Annotated in this window: 18 protein-coding genes; 4 read left to right on the top strand and 14 right to left on the bottom strand. The window is 66.7% G+C overall.

Annotation, left to right across the window (positions count from 1 at the left end; all coding sequences use genetic code 11):
- Positions 1-18 precede the first annotated feature (18 nt).
- Together INQ42_RS01415 and INQ42_RS01410 are read right to left on the bottom strand one after the other, a co-directional pair.
- Positions 19-690, bottom strand: a complete 672-nt coding sequence (locus INQ42_RS01415; RefSeq protein ID WP_194034841.1) for an SDR family oxidoreductase — start codon at positions 688-690, stop codon at positions 19-21.
- Positions 691-792: 102 nt separating this feature from the next.
- Complete coding sequence (locus tag INQ42_RS01410; protein ID WP_194034840.1) at positions 793-2,205, bottom strand: coniferyl aldehyde dehydrogenase; 1,413 nt, start codon at positions 2,203-2,205, stop codon at positions 793-795.
- A 113-nt stretch (positions 2,206-2,318) separates the two neighbouring features.
- On the opposite strand from INQ42_RS01410, the gene INQ42_RS12855 reads away from it, so the two are divergent.
- The 4 genes from INQ42_RS12855 (at position 2,319) to INQ42_RS01395 (ending at position 5,277) form a co-directional block, all read left to right on the top strand.
- Positions 2,319-2,639 carry a hypothetical protein gene (locus INQ42_RS12855; RefSeq protein WP_228064406.1) on the top strand — a complete coding sequence of 107 codons (321 nt, stop codon included), beginning with the start codon at positions 2,319-2,321 and terminating at the stop codon, positions 2,637-2,639.
- Between the two features lie 158 nt (positions 2,640-2,797).
- Positions 2,798-4,051 carry a sensor histidine kinase gene (locus INQ42_RS01405; protein WP_228064405.1) on the top strand — a complete coding sequence of 418 codons (1,254 nt, stop codon included), beginning with the start codon at positions 2,798-2,800 and terminating at the stop codon, positions 4,049-4,051.
- On the top strand, positions 4,044-4,820 hold the full coding sequence (locus INQ42_RS01400) for a LytR/AlgR family response regulator transcription factor (RefSeq protein WP_194034838.1): 777 nt from the start codon (positions 4,044-4,046) through the stop codon (positions 4,818-4,820). Before INQ42_RS01405 ends, INQ42_RS01400 begins: the two co-directional genes overlap by 8 nt.
- A gap of 79 nt (positions 4,821-4,899) precedes the next feature.
- Positions 4,900-5,277, top strand: coding sequence for a hypothetical protein (locus INQ42_RS01395; protein ID WP_194034837.1), 378 nt, complete (start codon positions 4,900-4,902; stop codon positions 5,275-5,277).
- A gap of 69 nt (positions 5,278-5,346) precedes the next feature.
- On the opposite strand, the gene INQ42_RS01390 is transcribed toward INQ42_RS01395, so the two are convergent.
- The 12 genes from INQ42_RS01390 to INQ42_RS01335 form a co-directional block, all read right to left on the bottom strand.
- Positions 5,347-5,829 (bottom strand): Hsp20/alpha crystallin family protein, encoded by a 483-nt coding sequence (locus tag INQ42_RS01390; protein WP_194034836.1) that lies wholly within the window; start codon positions 5,827-5,829, stop codon positions 5,347-5,349.
- Positions 5,830-5,900: 71 nt separating this feature from the next.
- Positions 5,901-6,440, bottom strand: a complete 540-nt coding sequence (gene msrA / locus INQ42_RS01385) for a peptide-methionine (S)-S-oxide reductase MsrA (RefSeq protein ID WP_194034835.1) — start codon at positions 6,438-6,440, stop codon at positions 5,901-5,903.
- Positions 6,437-6,886: a peptide-methionine (R)-S-oxide reductase MsrB gene (msrB, locus tag INQ42_RS01380; protein ID WP_194034834.1), complete on the bottom strand. Its 450-nt coding sequence runs from the start codon at positions 6,884-6,886 to the stop codon at positions 6,437-6,439. The genes msrA and msrB overlap by 4 nt, the downstream gene beginning before the upstream one ends.
- A gap of 241 nt (positions 6,887-7,127) precedes the next feature.
- Positions 7,128-8,201, bottom strand: a complete 1,074-nt coding sequence (locus INQ42_RS01375; protein ID WP_194034833.1) for an SAM-dependent methyltransferase — start codon at positions 8,199-8,201, stop codon at positions 7,128-7,130.
- Positions 8,198-8,980 (bottom strand): DUF1295 domain-containing protein, encoded by a 783-nt coding sequence (locus INQ42_RS01370; RefSeq protein ID WP_194034832.1) that lies wholly within the window; start codon positions 8,978-8,980, stop codon positions 8,198-8,200. The genes INQ42_RS01375 and INQ42_RS01370 overlap by 4 nt, the downstream gene beginning before the upstream one ends.
- A complete protein-coding gene (locus INQ42_RS01365) occupies positions 8,977-10,287 on the bottom strand; it encodes an SAM-dependent methyltransferase (protein ID WP_194034831.1) in 1,311 nt (436 codons plus the stop codon). The genes INQ42_RS01370 and INQ42_RS01365 overlap by 4 nt, the downstream gene beginning before the upstream one ends.
- 14 nt (positions 10,288-10,301) lie before the next feature.
- Positions 10,302-11,102, bottom strand: a complete 801-nt coding sequence (locus INQ42_RS01360; protein ID WP_194034830.1) for a DUF1365 domain-containing protein — start codon at positions 11,100-11,102, stop codon at positions 10,302-10,304.
- Positions 11,099-12,397, bottom strand: a complete 1,299-nt coding sequence (locus INQ42_RS01355; protein WP_194034829.1) for an NAD(P)/FAD-dependent oxidoreductase — start codon at positions 12,395-12,397, stop codon at positions 11,099-11,101. Before INQ42_RS01355 ends, INQ42_RS01360 begins: the two co-directional genes overlap by 4 nt.
- Before the next feature lie 3 nt (positions 12,398-12,400).
- The gene (locus tag INQ42_RS01350) at positions 12,401-13,405 is read right to left on the bottom strand and encodes an acyl-CoA desaturase (RefSeq protein WP_194034828.1); all 1,005 of its coding nucleotides are present in this window, start codon (positions 13,403-13,405) and stop codon (positions 12,401-12,403) included.
- 83 nt (positions 13,406-13,488) lie between these two features.
- A complete protein-coding gene (locus tag INQ42_RS01345; RefSeq protein WP_194034827.1) occupies positions 13,489-14,172 on the bottom strand; it encodes a ChrR family anti-sigma-E factor in 684 nt (227 codons plus the stop codon).
- Positions 14,169-14,801, bottom strand: coding sequence for a sigma-70 family RNA polymerase sigma factor (locus tag INQ42_RS01340; RefSeq protein ID WP_194034826.1), 633 nt, complete (start codon positions 14,799-14,801; stop codon positions 14,169-14,171). The genes INQ42_RS01345 and INQ42_RS01340 overlap by 4 nt, the downstream gene beginning before the upstream one ends.
- A gap of 90 nt (positions 14,802-14,891) precedes the next feature.
- Positions 14,892-16,304, bottom strand: a complete 1,413-nt coding sequence (locus INQ42_RS01335; protein WP_194034825.1) for a cryptochrome/photolyase family protein — start codon at positions 16,302-16,304, stop codon at positions 14,892-14,894.
- Positions 16,305-16,388 lie beyond the last annotated feature (84 nt).

The following is a 16,388-nucleotide window of genomic DNA, read 5'->3' as shown; positions in this document are numbered from 1 at the left end:
GCCAAGGCGGCGGCGGGTTTACCAGGGCAGCTCGGTACCGTTGGCGTGCCAGAACGTGCCGGTCTCACCCAGCGTCAGCTTGTCCAGTCGCTCGACCAGTTGCGCGGCGGCGTGCTCAGGGCTGACCTCGCCCTTGCCACCCACCATGTCGGTGGCGACGAAGCCCGGATGCAGCAGGAACACCGCGACACCGCGCGACTCCATGTCCACGGCCAGCGACTTGCCGATCGCGTTGACCGCCGCCTTGGACGCACGGTAGCCGTAGCGGCCGCCCGATCCGTTGTCAGCCATCGATCCCATCCGGCTGGTGATGATGCCGATCTTCGCGTCCTCGGCCAGGTGGCCCGAAAGCGCCTGCGCGACCCGCAGCGGGCCCATTGCATTGACCTCGAACTGGCGTCGCATGTCCTCCCAACCATCGGTCTGGATCTCGCCAAAGGCCTCGCGGGTCATGATGCCGGCGTTGAGCACGAGCACATCCAGGCGGGTGTCGCCGAGGCGCTGAGCCAGGCCTGTCAGCGCGGCGTCATCGGTGACGTCCACACCCGCCTCCACCTGCACGCCCGTCTTTTCCAGCGCATCGCTGGACTGGCGGCAGGCGGCAATCACCTTGTCGCCGCGGGCGCTGTACTGGCGGGTCAGGGCGAGGCCGATGCCGCGATTGGCGCCGGTGATTAGGACGGTTTTCATGGTCGACTCCGTGAAGGGGTTCTTCTTTCTATGGCGCCGTCAGCGCCGACAATCAAGCAGCGCGGGGCCGTCGGTGCTGGTCGCGAGGACTCCTGCGCTTATTCAGCCGCGCTTGAGCAGCAGGTCCAGCATCCGGCGGAAACGCGCGCCGTAGGGCGGGTTGAGCAGGCCCACCGCGGTGAAACGCGACTGGCGGAAGATCGATTTCATGTGCGAGAAGCGCTGAAACCCCGCTTCCCCGTGGTAGCTGCCCATACCCGACGGACCCACCCCGCCGAACGGCAGGCCATGCTGGGCGATATGAAACAGCGTGTCGTTGACGGTCACCCCACCGGCCTGGGTCTTGGCCAGCACCGCATCAATGCGCTGCGAATCCTCGTCGAACACGTACAGCGCCAGCGGATGCGGCCGCGCGGTCACGTAGGCAATCGCCTCCTCGAAGCTGTCGTAGGGCACCAGCGGCAGCAGCGGCCCGAAGATCTCCTCGCGCATCACCTCCATCGCGTCGCTGACGCCACTCAGCAATAGCGGCGGAAGCAGCCGGCGCACCGGATCGGCTGGCGTGTCGCCCAGCGGGTGTTCGCGTGCGCCGGCCGCCACGGCGTCGTCGCGCAACGCGACCAAACGCTGGTACTGGCGGTCCGAAATGATGCTGGCGTACTGGGTATTACGCTCCAGCCCGGGATACATCCGCGCCATCACCGAGCAGGCCACGCCGATGAACTCGTTGACCCGTGCGCGCGGCAACAGCACGTAATCCGGCGCGATGCAGGTCTGGCCCGCATTCACCATCTTGCCGAACACGATGCGCTCGACCGCGTCCTCGAAGCGGGCCCCCGGGCCGATGATCGCCGGCGACTTGCCGCCCAGTTCCAGGGTCACCGGCGTCAGGTTGGCGGCGGCGGCGCGCATCACGTGGTGGCCGACTGCGGTCGATCCGGTAAACAGCAGGTGGTCGAAGGGCAGCGCGGAAAACGCCTCGGCCACCTCGACGCCGCCGGTCACGACCGCGACCTCGTCGGGCTGGAAATAGCGGGCGACCTGCGCGGCCAGCAAGGCGGAGAAGCGCGGCGTGAACTCGCTCATTTTCAGCATTACGCGGTTGCCCGCGGCCAGCGCGTCCACCAGCGGCCCGATGGCGAGGTAGAGCGGGTAGTTCCACGGCACGATGATGCCGACCACCCCCAGCGGCTGCGGACGCAATTCGGTGCGCCCGGGCAGGAACGCCAGCCCGGCCAGGCGCTTGCGTGGCCGCATCCAGCGCCGCCCATGGCGCAGGGCGTGGCGGACCCCCGACAGGCTGGGGAACAGTTCCAGCAGGTCTGTCTCTTCCGCCGGGCGCTGACCGAAGTCTGCGGAGATGGCCCTGGAAAATGCCTCGCGTTGCTCGGTCAGCATCGTCCGCAGCGTACGCAGGCGCGCCGCGCGTACCGGCCACGACGGCATCGGATCCTCGGCGTGGGCGGCACGCATCCGTTGCAGTTGCTCGTCCAGGCGGGCGGCACGTGTCGTCATGGGGGGCTCTCGGAATCAGCGCAGGCCGAAGGCAATAATCGGCGATCCGTTGAGCATGCCATTGTTCGCGTTGGCGCCCGCAATGTTGGAACCGCTACGGGCGCGCTGTCATCATGTTTGCTGCACGCGACGCATTCGCCGACGCGACCTTGATGATCGGGACCAACACCATGGCGATGGCCGAAAGCGATATCCACAAGGGCTGGATCTACCAGACCAGCAACCAGCAGCAGCGCCTGGTGCTGGGCTGGGACCGCGACGGCCGCGTGGTGTATTCGTCCAAGGGCAAGGATCCGGACGCGCCGTTCCTGAATTGCCACGTGCGCATCACCACGCGCAAGTTCGCCCAGCGCGCGATCGGCAAGCTGCGCGAGGTCGAGGACCTGCAGCACTACATCGTGGCCAACAAGGCGACCACGGTGGTCGTGCGCTGAGAGGACGCACCTGCGCTGCAAACGCGGGCGCCGCGGGTCGCTTCATCCGCCTATCCCGCGGTTCCGTCGCGACAATCTCGGCTTGGTCGCAGCGGCACTCCGCTGCGCCGGCGGGGTCACTATGCTCCACGGAAATCCCCAGCCGTCGGAACCTCTTCGTGATCAAGGGCCTGTTCTTCGTCATCCGTATCGCCCTGGCGTGGCTGCTGGCCATCCTGCTGTTCGCGGGGCTGTGGTCGGAACTGCCGTTGATCGGGCGCCTGGAATGGCCGATCACGGTCGCCGGCATGATCGTCATGGCACTGGTGGTGATCGGCGCGCTCTCGCACGTCGGCCGGGTGCGCCTGATCGCCGACCGCATCGACCGGACCACGCTGGGTAACCGTCACCGCCGCCAGGTCGAGATTCCGTTCGAGGCCGGCGAGGCGTTTGATCTGGTCGATGCCGCCATCCGCGAACTGCCCCGCATCGTTGAAGTGGAGAGCGCACGCGACAGCCTGCAGATACGGGCCACCGCGGGACGACCCGAGGCGTACCTGGATCGTCCGCTGGGTCGCTGGAACCCGATGCTGTGGTTCGGCGCACCGCGCAACCAGATCCTGGCCACGGTCACCCCCGGTGGCGATACCGGCAGTCTCACCCTGATCTGCGAGCCCGAGACACTGGCATGGAGCGACTGGTTCCTGTTCGACGACGCGACCAACTTCGAGAACGCGGAGGCGATCACACGGGCGATCACCCGGCGGGTTGCCGAACGCCGCCGCAACGAGCGCGCGGATGCAGCGCAGACGGCCACCGAGAAGGAGCTCACCGTCGCCAAGCTGAGCCTGCTGCACGCGCAGGTCGAACCGCACTTCCTCTACAACACCCTGGCCAGCGCGCAGTTGCTGACCCGCAGCGACCCGGCGCGCGCCGACGAGATGCTCGGTCACCTCATCCAGTACCTGCGCCACTCGCTGCCACGCACGCAAAACGAGTTGTCCACCCTGGGTGAGGAACTGGAACGCGCGCTGGCCTACCTGGAGATCCTCAAGATCCGCATGGGACCGCGCCTGTCGGTGCAGGTCGACCTGCCGGAGAACCTGCGCGCCACCGCGCTGCCGCCAATGATGCTGCAGACGCTGGTCGAGAACGCGATCAAGCACGGCCTGGAGCCACGTACCGGCGGCGGCACGGTATGGATCCGCGCGCGGCGCAGCGATGGTGTCGTCGCGGTGACCGTCGCCGACGATGGCGAGGGCTTCAACAGCCGCACCAGCGGCACCGGCATCGGACTGAAGAACGTGCGCGAACGCCTGCGCCTGGTCTACGGCAGCGACGCCGCCCTGGCGGTGGTCGCCAACTTCCCCGCCGGCGTGGCCGCGACGATCACCGTGCCCGCCACGATCGTCCAGGAGGCCCGCCATGACTGAGCCCGTCACCACCTGCATCATCGCCGAGGACGAAGCCTTGCTGCGCCAGGCCCTGGTTGAGCGTCTGGCGCAGGCCTGGCCGGAGCTGCACATCCTTGCCGAGTGCGAGGACGGTGCGAGCGCGCTGGAGGCGATGGCCGAACACCGTCCGGACGTCGCCTTCCTCGACATCCGCATGCCCGGGCTGACCGGCCTTGAAGTCGCGACGGCTGCGGCCGAAGTCAGCCCGCGCACGCAAATCGTGTTTGTCACCGCCTACGACCAGTACGCCATCGATGCCTTCGAGCGCGGCGCGGTCGACTACCTGCTCAAGCCGATCACCGCCGAACGCTTGGCGGCCACGGTGCAGCGCTTGCAGGCGCGCAGCGGCAACAACGACGCGGCCACTTTGGCCACCCTGTTGCAACGGCTCGCGCCCGTCGCCCGCGCCGTCGATGCGCCGCCGCCGTTGACCTGGATCACCGCCAGCGCCGGCCGCGAAACCCGGCTGATCCTGGTTGAGGACGTCGCCTATTTCCGCGCCGACAACAAGTACACCACGGTGATGACCGCCGAGGGCGAGGCGCTGCTGCGCACTCCGATCAAGGAGCTGCTGACGGTGGTCGACCCGGACACGTTCAAGCAGATCCACCGCTCCACCATCGTCAACCTGCGCGCCATCGCCGGCGTCGTCCGAGACGACAGCGGCCGCGGCACCGTGCGCCTGAAGACGCGGCCGGAAACCCTGGCTGTCAGCGCGCCTTTCATGACCCTGTTCCGGCACATGTAATCGCCGCCGGACGACGCTACCGCGTGCAGAAGGCACTCCGGCATCCGGCCCACCCATCCACGCTTGCGCGAGGTGACCCATGAAGTTCCTGGCCCTGATCTATTTCGTGCTGTCGCTGTTCGGCTGCGACATCGGCGGCAGCAGCTACGTCACCCGCACCACCGTGGACGGCACCGACACCCTCTACAGTCAGGCCACAACGCAGGCGGGCGTCGCCCGTTTCGAATGCCTGCGCAGCGCCAGCGGTTCGTGCCACTACAGCGTATATGCGCACGGTTGTGCGCCGACTTCCGGTCCGGATCAGACCCCGTCGGGCAGCTGTGAATCCGACCCGATCGAGCGCTTTACAGTCGCCCGCGGTGACAGCAGGCAGATCGCCGGTCTGACAGGATTCGACCTGTGCGTCAGTGCGGAGGACGCCCCCGCGGGTAAGGCTTGTGACGGGCCGGAACGATAGCGCCCAAGTTAGTGCCGGCCCAATGGAAGCGGCGGCGGTCCGATACAAAGGCCGCCGCCGGGCATCCGATCAGGCGTCACCGGTTTTACGCGCACCCACCTGGATTCGGCGCGGCGTGGTTTCCGGACGTTTGGGGATACTGATTTCCAGTACGCCGTTTTCACCGTGGGCGGAAATCGCTTCGGGGTCGGCACTGTCAGGCAGCGCGAAACGCCGGTGGAATGCGCCATAACGGCGTTCAACGCGGGAAAATTTCTCGCTCTCCTGGACGTTATCGCTGCTGCGTTCACCCTTGATCGTCAACATCCCCTTGTCCATCTGGACTTCGATTTCAGCCGGGTCGACGCCGGGGATATCGGCGTAAAGCACGAAACGATCCGCCTCTTCCTTGATATCCACCCGCGGAGTCCAGCGGCTGGTGACCACCGAGGATTCGTCCGTCGCCGTCGACGAGGAAAACGCCCCATCGAAGATTCGATCAACCAGCTGTCGCAAAGGGTCCTGGCTGCTGCCATCGCCGGACCATTGCGGATTACGCACGATCTTGCTCATGACTGTCTCCTTTGTCTGCTTCGGGGCGTGAACTGGGCCCCATTGCCAACGTAGGTCCGTTGCGACGGGTTTCAAGTCTGCTGCGTGGGCCCGGCGTCGCTTCCGCCCGCAGACCCGCGCCGCGGCAGCGTCCAGCCCGGGCGGATGAAGTGGCAGGTATATCCATGCGGAATGCGCTCCAGGTAATCCTGGTGCTCGGGTTCGGCCTCCCAGAAATCACCGGCAGGCACGACTTCGGTAACGACTTTCCCCGGCCACAGGCCTGATGCGTCGACATCGGCGATGGTGTCCAGCGCGACCCGGCGCTGCTCGTCGGAGGTGGTGAAGATCGCCGAGCGGTAGGACGCGCCCCGGTCGTTGCCCTGCCGGTCCACCGTCGAGGGGTCGTGGATCTGGAAGAAGAACTCCAGCAGTTTGCGGTAGCTGGTCCGCGCCGGGTCGAACACGATCTCGATGGCCTCGGCGTGGTTGCCATGGTTGCGATAGGTGGCGTTGGCTATCTCGCCGCCGGTGTAGCCCACACGCGTGGACACCACGCCTTCCTGGCGGCGGATCAGGTCCTGCATGCCCCAGAAGCAGCCGCCGGCGAGTACTGCGCGTTCCGTGCTCATCGCCCGCCCTCCACCTGGTCGAGGTAGTCGCCGTACCCCTGGGCCTGCATCTGGTCGCGCGGAATGAAGCGCAGCGAGGCCGAGTTGATGCAATACCGCAGCCCGCCGCGATCCGGTGGCCCATCGGGGAACACGTGACCCAGATGGCTGTCGCCGTGGGTGGAGCGCACCTCGACCCGGACCATGCCATGGCTGGTGTCGCGCACCTCGCTGACGTGGGCCGGTTCGATCGGCTTGGTGAAGCTGGGCCAGCCGCAGGCCGCGTCGAACTTGTCCGCCGACGCGAACAGCGGCTCACCGGACACGACATCCACATAGATGCCGGGCGCGTTGTGGTGGAGGTACTCGCCGCTGCCGGGCGCTTCGGTGCCCGATTGCTGGGTGACGCGGAACTGCTCGAGCGTCAGCTGTTGGATGGCATCGGGGTCTTTGCGGTACTGGCTCATGCGGGTCTCCTGGAAAACGGTTCAACAGTGCACAAATGCGGGTCGAGGCGGTGCAACGCAAGGCAATTGGTGCCGCTTCGCCGTACTGCTGCGGGCGTGGTTCAGGGAGTTCCGTCCTGCGGCATCTTTTGCACACGGTCCATCGGATAACGGAGATCGCGCACCCGCTCCCACAGCGCAGGCGATCAGTTATTGCGCCTTGATCGGCCACACAAGTTGCACGCCCCAGACCGCATTGCGATCAGGGACGCACGAAGCGGTAATGCGCAACCAGCCACTGCTGGCCATCGTCGAAGCCGAACAGCTCCGAGCACGACATCCAGAACATGCGCCAGCGCTGGAACCACAGCGCCGCTCCTTGCTGGCCGTAGGCCTGGGTGAGCACCCGCATCACGGCGTCGCGCTGCGCGTCCTGGTTGGCCAGCCAGTGATTGGCGGTGCGCTGGTAATGGGTGCCGTCCAGATGCCAGCGCTGGTCGATGCGCAGGCTGGACTGGAACCACAGCAGCGTGTCGGCGGCCGGCATCAGCCCGCCGGTGAAGAAGTGCCGGCCCATCCAGTTGTCATCGCCGTGCGTCTCGAACGGATACATCAGGTGCTGGTGGGCGAAGATGTGGACGAACAGTTTGCCGCCCGGACGCAGCCAATCACCGATGCGGCCCAACAAGGTTTCGTAGTTGCGCATGTGCTCGAACATCTCGATGGTCACGCAGCGGTCGAAGGCCGCGCCATCCAGCTCGAGAAGGTTCACATCGCAGGTGCGCACCTGCACATTGGCGAGGCCGCGTTCGCGGCAGCGCGCGAGGATATGCTCGCGCTGCTGATGCGAGTTGGATACGGCGACGATGCGTGCGGCCGGGTAGTGCTCGGCCATCCACAGGGTCAGCGATCCCCAGCCACAGCCCAGCTCCAGGATGTCCTGCCCGTCGGCCAGCTCGGCGCGCTCGCAATACAGCGCCAGCATCGCCTCCTCCGCCTCGTCCAGGGATTCATCGCCGCGCGGGTAGTAGCAACTGGAGTACTTCAGGCGCTTGCCCAGGCAAAGCTCAAAAAAGCCCGGCGGCAACTCGTAGTGCTGGGCGTTGGCGGCCTCGGTATGGATGGCGACCGGGCTGTGCCTGAGCATGGCCATACGCTCTGCGTAGCGCGCGGCCTGGCCCGCAACCCCTCCTTCGCGCTCCTCGCGCAATCGCTGCGCGCACAGGCGTCGGATACCCAGGCGCAACACACCATCGGGAATCCGACCCAGTTCGGCCTGCCCCAGCAGGCCGGGGGCTGGACGGTCCACGGCCAGCTCGGAAGTGGTGGCGTTCATGCTGTGTCCCTCCTGGGAAACCAGGGAATGAGCATCGAGGTGGTGCGCTGGTAGTGGCGGTAGTCCTCGCCACGACTGCGCAAGGCCTGTTTTTCGGTGTACGGCACGCCGCTGATCCAGCGCAGGAACACGTACATCACGACCGGCCCGGCCCACGCCAGCCAATCGATCGGCGAGCCCACGGCGAGGCACACATAGGCGAACCAATGCACCCACTCGAAGAAGTAGTTGGGGTGGCGCGAGTAGCGCCACAGGCCGTCCCGGCAGGTCTTTCCCTGGTTGCCGGGATGCTTGCGGAAGCGATCCAGCTGGCGGTCTGCAAGCGATTCGCCCGAGACGCTCACGATCCAGACGGAGCCTGCCGCAACCAGCCAAGGGACCGACACCCGCGGGTTGCCGGCAACGGCGACAAACGGCAAGGCAAACAGGACGATCAATAACGCCTGGCCCTGGAAGAACGCGAAGAACTTGAGCTGGCTTCCGTTCCAGTGCGCGCGCAGGTACCGGTAACGGCCGTCCTCGGGCTCACTGCGGACCCGGCCCCACAGGTGCAGCGCGAGCCGGCCGCCCCATGCGCCTCCCAATACCGCCAACGCGACCCGGGTCCCGACCGCGCCGCCGCCGGTGATCGCGAGAACCACCGCGCTCGCGCCCACGCTCGCCGCCCACAGCACGTCCACGATGCCGGCATTGCTTTTCGCCCGTTGCCACAGCCAGCCCAGCGTCATCACCAGCGCTGCCAGCAGCCAGATCATCGCGAGCTGCGACCACGGATTCATGCCGCGGCCCCGCGTGTGGCGTCGCCCGCCGTGCCGTTCGCCTGGCCCTGACCGGCTGCCGGGCGGCGATGCCCGGGCTTGGCGAGCAACAGATGTGCCACGCCGATGGAGCGCTCACGGAAGCCGCCTTCGCAGTACGCCAGATAGAACTCCCACATCCGGAGGAAGCGCTCATCAAACCCCTGCGCGCGCACCTGGGGCAGTTGCGCCATGAAGCGCTCGCGCCAGGCCTGCAAAGTCAACGCGTAGGAGTGGCCGAAGTCGTGCAGCTCCACCACGGCCAGGTCACTGGCCCGGGTCTTGGCGGCGAGCAGCGCGTTGATGGAGGGGATGAAGCTGCCGGGAAATACGAATCGCTTGATGAAGTCCACCGACCTGAGCGCCTGCTCGTAGCGGTGGTCTTCGATGGTGATCGCCTGCACCAGCGCCAGACCGTCGGGTTTGAGCAGGCTGCCGATCCTGGAAAAATACGTGTCGAGGTACTGTGCGCCGATCGCCTCGACCATCTCGATGGACACCAGCTTGTCGTAGCGGCCGTCCAGGTCCCGGTAGTCCTCCAGCAGCAGCGTGACCCGGTCGGACAGCCCCGCCTCGGCCACGCGCCGGCTGGCCAGCGCATGCTGCTCGCCGGAAATCGTGGTGGTGGTGACGTGGCAGCCGTAATGCCTCGCTGCGTGCAACGCAAAGCCGCCCCACCCGGTGCCGATCTCGACCACACGATCGCCGGACCGCAGATCCAGTTGCTGGCAGATGCGCTCCAGTTTCCGGTAGGACGCGGTCTCCAATGTATCGGCCGTCCCGGTCCATAACGCCGAGGAGTACATCAGGTCCGACGACAGGAACAGACCGAAGAAGTCGTTGCCCAGGTCGTAGTGCGCGGCGATGTTGCGGCGGCTGCCGCTGCGGGTATTACGACGCATCGAATGCCACGCGCGCATGGCCATGCCGCCCAGCCGCGCCAGCCCCCCCTCCATGCCATCTACCATGTCGCGGTTGCGGACCAGCAGCTGGATCAGCGCGACCAGGTCGTCGCTGCGCCACAGGCCGTCCATCCATGCCTCCCCCGCGCCCACGCTGCCGTTGGCCGCGACGGCGCGGTAAAACGCGGAGTCGATCACCTCTACACGCGCCACCAGCGCGCCCTGTCCCACCGCGGCCTTACCGAACACCTGCTCGACACCGTCCTCCACCAGCATCAGCTGTCCGTGCTGCAGGCCGTCCAGCCTTCGCAACAACTGCGCGCGCAGCATCCCGTCGAGCGCGCCGGCACGGGATGGGCGGGGAATGGCATCGGCAATCTGGCTCATGGGCGACTCGCGGCTCAATGGATGGACGGGTGGTCGTGGACGGGGTTGCGCTTCAGCCACAGGCGCAGCGCCTGCCAGTGGATTGCACCCACGACCTGCGCGGTCATCAGCGGAAAGCGCCACAGGACCCGCGCCAATGACGCACCGGTCAGCGGCCGGCGCTCCAGCGCAAGGGTCGCGTCAAAGCTCGGCCGACCGTCATGGCTGACCTGCATGTGCACGCGAAGGTCCTCCCCGGGCGGGGTAAAGCGCCAGTCGTAGTGGCAGTCCATCGGCATGAAGGGTGATACGTGGAACGTCTTGGCAAATTCCCAATGCAACGCGCGCCCGTGGGACTGCGCGGTATCCACCGGCAGTACGTAGGCATGACGCTCTTTCCATGGCGTGTTGGTGATCTCCGCCAGGACCGCTGTCAGGGTTAGCCCGTCGGCGGCGAAGCAGTAGTAGAAGCTGACCGGATTGAACACCAGCCCTGCATAGCGCAAGTGGGTCAGCAGCCGGATCGGTCCGTCGGGACGCTGCCCCGTCGCCGCGTCGACGCGTTGACGGACCGCCTCGGCCAACGGCAGACCGGCCGGTCCGAGATAGTCGCTGCGACGGAATTCGGCCAGGTTGCGACCCGCATCCGACCACAGCCAGCGCGGGGCGAACACCCGCTCGATCTCGTCCAGATCCAGATACAGCTGGGCAATCCGGTAGTTGAAGGCATGCGGGTGGGGTGCGTGGCGGCGATGGCGGACCACTCCTTCATACACCGCGCTCAGCAACGGCCATGCCGCGTGCGCATCAGATGGGGCAGGCTCAACGGCACTCATGTCACCAACGCCACGTCACTGGCGGTCACGCTTGCCGGCGCCAGCGGACTGAGCGGCCAGCGCACGCCCAGTCCCGCGGCAACCTCCAGCGCGCTGCGCATGCCGTCTTCGTGGAAGCCCCAGCCCCAGTAGGCGCCGGCGAACCAGGTGTTGCGCCGCCCCTGGATCTCGGGCTTGCGCGACTGCGCTGCGACCGAGGTGTGGCTGTAGCTCGGATGGTGGTAGCGCATCCGTGCCAGCACCTTGTCCGGATCGATCGCGTCACTGCGGTTGAGTGTCACCACGAACGGCTCCGGCGACTGGACGCCCTGCAACAGGTTCATGCAATAACTGACAGTGCAGGCCTGGGCCGGGTCACGTGGCAGCCACGCATTCCACGCCGCCCAGGCCTTGCGTCGGCGGGGGAGCACGCGCGCGTCGGTGTGCAGGACGGCCTCATTGGCCTGGTACGGCATGGCGGCGAGGATGTCGCGCTCGCGCTCGTCGGCATCGGCCAGCAATGCCAGGGCCTGGTCGCTATGGCAGGCCAACACGACGTGGTCGAACTCCTCGCTGCCGACCAGGCTTTCCACGGTCACCCCGTGCCGATGGCGACGCACCGAGAGGACCGGGCAGTTCAGTCGCTCGCGCACATCCCACTGGGCCCGCAGTGCGTCCACGTAGGTCGCCGAGCCCCCGCGTACCACGCGCCATTGTGGACGGCCGCTGACCTGCAGCATCTGATGGTTGGCCATGAACTGGACCAGATACCGCGCCGGGAATCCAAGGACCTGCCCGGCAGGGGATGACCAGAGCGCCGATGCCATCGGCACGAGATGCTCGTCGCGGAATGCAGCGCCGTAGCCGCGACCGGACAGATAGTCGCCCAGCGTCGGACCCGGGTCCGCTGATTCCAGCAGCAAGGGCGCCTCGCGATAGAAACGGGTCAGGTCGCGAACCATGCCCAGGAACCGCGGCGAAAGCAGGTTGCGGCGCTGGCAGAACAGGGTATCCAGCGTGGTTGCGTTGTACTCCAGCCCCGTCGCCTCGTTGTGAACCGCGAAGCTCATTGTGGTTGGCTGGGAAGCAACGCCAAGCTGCTCAAACAATCGCGTCAGCAACGGGTAGTGCAACGGGTTGTGGACGATGAAACCGCTGTCGATGCGGTAGCTGAGGCCGGCCTGCTCGACGTCGTGGGTGTGGGTATGGCCACCAAGCCGGTCATCGGCTTCAAACAGCACCACCTCGTGGTGGCGCGACAGCATCCACGCCGAGGCGAGGCCTGCAATTCCGGAACCGACGACAGCGATCCGCATGGTTCAGCGCCTCCCCTTTTCCAGCACCCACGCCGGAACCGGCTTGAGCCCGCTGACCAGGCCGAACACCGCCATGAGCTTGAGGCCGTACCAGGTCAGGTCGACCTCCCACCAGCGGAATCCCTGACGGCTGGATCCGGGGAAAAAATGGTGGTTGTTGTGCCAGCCCTCGCCAAAGGTGAGCAACGCCAGCCAGAGGTTGTTGCGGCTGTCGTCGCGGGTGTCGAAACGCCGCGAGCCAAAGCGGTGCGCCAGTGAATTGATCGTCACGGTGGCGTGGAACAGAAAGGTAGTGGAAATGAAAAAACCCCAGACCACCATCTGCCCGCCACTGGTACCCCAGTGTGGAGCGAATGCCTGCAATCCGGACCCCAGTGCGTACAGACTCAAGGCAAGCGCGACCGGCACCACGACATCAAAGCGATCCAGCCAGCGCAGCTCGGGATACTTCGCCAGATCCGGCACCCGCGAGAGGTCGGTGCGGAAATTGCGGGGAGTCAGGAACCATCCGACGTGGCTCCACCAGAACCCGCGCACCGCCGGCGAGTGTGGATCCTGCGCGGTATCGGTGTGGCGGTGGTGGGTGCGGTGATGGGCAGCCCACCACAGTGGTCCGCGCTGCACGCATGAGGCACCGATCAGGGCAAACAGAAATTGCACCGCACGTGGCGCGCGGAAGGTGCGATGGGAAAAGTAGCGGTGGTAGAACGCCGTGATCGCAAACATCCGCACTACGTAAAGCGCCGCGGTCACCGCCAGGGCCACCGGGGACACCTCGACCCAGAGCACCGCGACGCAGGCCACGTGCATGGCGATGAACGGCGTTGCGCGCAGCCAGTCGATCCGGTCCATCCCGCTGCTGTCACCATCGGATGCCGTATCTGCACCCGAGTCAAACCAGCTCCGCAGACTGCGGATCGCCGGCAAGCTCCGCTCAGGTGTCTTCAAAGACGCGCTGGCGCGGGTGGGACCGGCCGCCGGGATCGGCGGCGGTGGGAGGGTGGTCATCGGAGGCAACCGGTTGGGTCTTCAATTACCGATACGGCCCAGAGGGCCGTGTGGATGCACCGCTCCTGTCCGGCGACCGATCGTCAAAAGCCGAGCAGCGGCTGCAACCTGCGGGCGAACCATCCGGAGAACACCAGCGGCGCGTCGGTGGCCGCAACGCAGACGCAGGGCACACCGGGCGCAGTGACTGGCTGATGCAGGGTCTGGCCGTCGAGGTCGGCGACATCACCGGGGCCGAAATGTCCCAGCACGTCGTCATAGGCGCCATCGAGAATCATCGTCAGCTCGGTGCCGCCATGGCTGTGCAGCGGCAGGCGGCTCCCCGGCGCAATGCGCAGCAGCATCAGTTCACCGCCCGCCACGCTGCCGGCCCGGATGCGTTGCACGCCAGGCGCAATCCGACGCCATTTCAGCGCGCGCATGGAGGGTCCGAACCAGGGGTGCAGCGCCGTCGGCAGTCGATCGCGATCCGGCGGCTCGACCACATCGGCAGCATCGGCCCTGCTTGCCAACGCTGTCGCCGCCGGAGCGGTTTCCGGCTCGCGGTCCAGCAGCGCCAGCATTGCGTCGCGGTCGTCCTGGCGGGGAGCCTCGCCGCGCTGCTGCTGCATCAAGGTACCGCCAATCCGCTCGGCCACATGAACGCGTCCGCGGCAATGCGGGCAGCGCTCAAGATGCGCCGATGCCACCACGTTCATGGCCGTCGGCAGAGCCCCGGCGGAATAGCTGAGCACGGTCGCGTCGTCGAGGTGGTGATTCGGCCTCATGCGGGGCTCCCCATGCTGGCCTGGAGTTTCGCGAACGCGCGCCGCAGGGACGATTTCACCGTTCCCAGCGGCATGTCCAACTCCCGTGATATTTCGCCATGGCTCTTGGCTTCCAGATAGGACATGCGCACCAGCTTGGCCTGCACCGGCGGCAGCCCGTCGATCGCCTGGTGGAGCGTGTCGTGGTCGGTGAAGGACTCGGGTTGCGAGTCACGGCGATCCGACTCGAGCAGGTCCATGCGGTCCAGGCCTTCCTGGACCGGAGTCCAATGCGGCTCTCGACGCACGTGGTCGATGTAGAGATTGCGCGAGATACGAAACAGCCAGGTGCTCAGGCTGGCGCGCGCCGGATCAAACAGCGCGGCCTTCCGCCAAAGGGTCAGCAAGGCGTCCTGCACCAGCTCTTCAGCCAGATGTTCCGCCACGCCGAGGTTTCGCAGATAGCGCCGCAGCCGCGGCGCGAAAAAATCGTAGATACGCATGAAGCTGGCACGGTCGCGCTGCACGGCCACGGCGGACAACTGCAATGCCCAGTAGCGCGGATCGGGAGCAGCTTCGCCCGGCGTCTGGCTCACGTGTCGTTTGGCCCCGAGGGGCACCACCTTTGCGACTGCGTTGTCTGGAGCCATCATACGTTCCCGCCGGCAGCGATGGATGGCCTGCCCGCACGCTGCGGTCGACCTTGATGCCTTGCATACGGGCGGCGCGATGATTTGGATTCAGCCGCGGCGTGCGTAGGCGTCCAGTGCCTTCTGTCGCGACTGTGCGAGGTCCACCATCGGCGCCGGATAACCGCTGCGGCGCAGCAGGCCGGGATCCTTCCATGGCTCATGCAGCAAGCCGGCGTCCGCGTCCTCCAGCTCCGGCAGCCACCGCCGCAGGTAGCTGCCTTCGGCGTCGAACTTCCTTGACTGGGTTACCGGGTTGAACACACGGAAATACGGCGCCGCGTCCGCGCCAGTGCCGGCGACCCACTGCCAGCCCAGCGTGTTGTTGGCCAGGTCCGCATCCACCAGGGTGTCCCATAACCAGCGCGCACCGTGATGCCAATGCTGGCGCAGGTTCTTGGTCAGGAAACTGGCGACAATCATGCGCACGCGGTTGTGCATCCAGCCCGTATGCCACAGCTCGCGCATGCCCGCGTCCACCAGGGGAATGCCGGTGCGACCGCGTTGCCAGCGACCCAGCACCGCGTGATCCGCATCGGCCCAGCGGAAACGGGCGAAGCGCGGATTGAAACTTTCGGTCGGCGTGTGCGGAAAGTGGAAAAGCAGGTGGTGGGCGAAGTCACGCCAGCCCAGCTGGCGCAGATAGGGCTCGATATCCGGACGGCGGCGCGCGCTGCTGGCGCGGGCTCGGGAGTCCAGCTCATGGTGGATCTGGCGCGGCGAAATCTCGCCGAAATGCAGGTGCGGCGACAACCGTGACGTGCCGTGGCGGGCGGGCAGATCCCGCAACTGGACGTAATCGTTCACCGCATCATCGGCGAAGATTTCCAGCATTTCGTGGGCACCGGCCTCTCCGGGTTGCCAGGTGTCGGCCAGGCCGCCGGTCCAGTGGATGCGCGGGCTGAGCTCCAGCGCTTCCACGGGCAAACCATTGCTGGCCTGGGCAAACGCGGCAATCGACGGCACCGGCAAGGGTGGCGCGGCGGACAGGCGCGGGCGCAGGTTGCGCCAGTACGGCGAAAACACCTTGTACGGGCCGCCCTGCTTGGTCTCCACCTGCCACGGCTCGGACCACAACGCGCCGCTGTGGCTGTGGGCCTCGACGCCCTGCTCGCGCAGTGCGGCCTTGAGGTTTGAATCGCGGGCAATGCTGGCCGGCTCGTACAGCCGGTTCCAATGGACTGCGGTGGCGCCGGTCTGGCCAGCCAGCTCGCGCACGACCTCCAGCGTGTCGCCGCGGGCGACGTGCAGGCGACCGCCAGCGGCGCGCAGGCGCGAATCCAGCCGCGACAACGAGTGGTGCAGCCACCACCGACTGGCCGCGCCGGGTGCCCATTGCCCTTCTTCTTCAGGCGCGTGGACATAGAGCGCCAGCACTCGGCCGTTCTCCGCGCAGGCCGTGCTCCACGCCGGGTTGTCCTCCAGGCGCAGGTCGCGGCGGAACAATACGAGTGCGGTACCCATCAATGGTGCTCCCTGTGGACGCATGCAAACGCCGGACAGATTGAATCCATGCCGGGGCGACAAATGGTGTCGTGGCCAGGCGCA

The organism is Lysobacter avium, assembly GCF_015209745.1.
In the GTDB taxonomy this organism is placed as follows: Bacteria; Pseudomonadota; Gammaproteobacteria; order Xanthomonadales; family Xanthomonadaceae; genus Novilysobacter; species Novilysobacter avium.
Note: the sequence above shows the minus strand (reverse complement) of the source record. Positions and strands in the feature narration are given on the sequence as shown.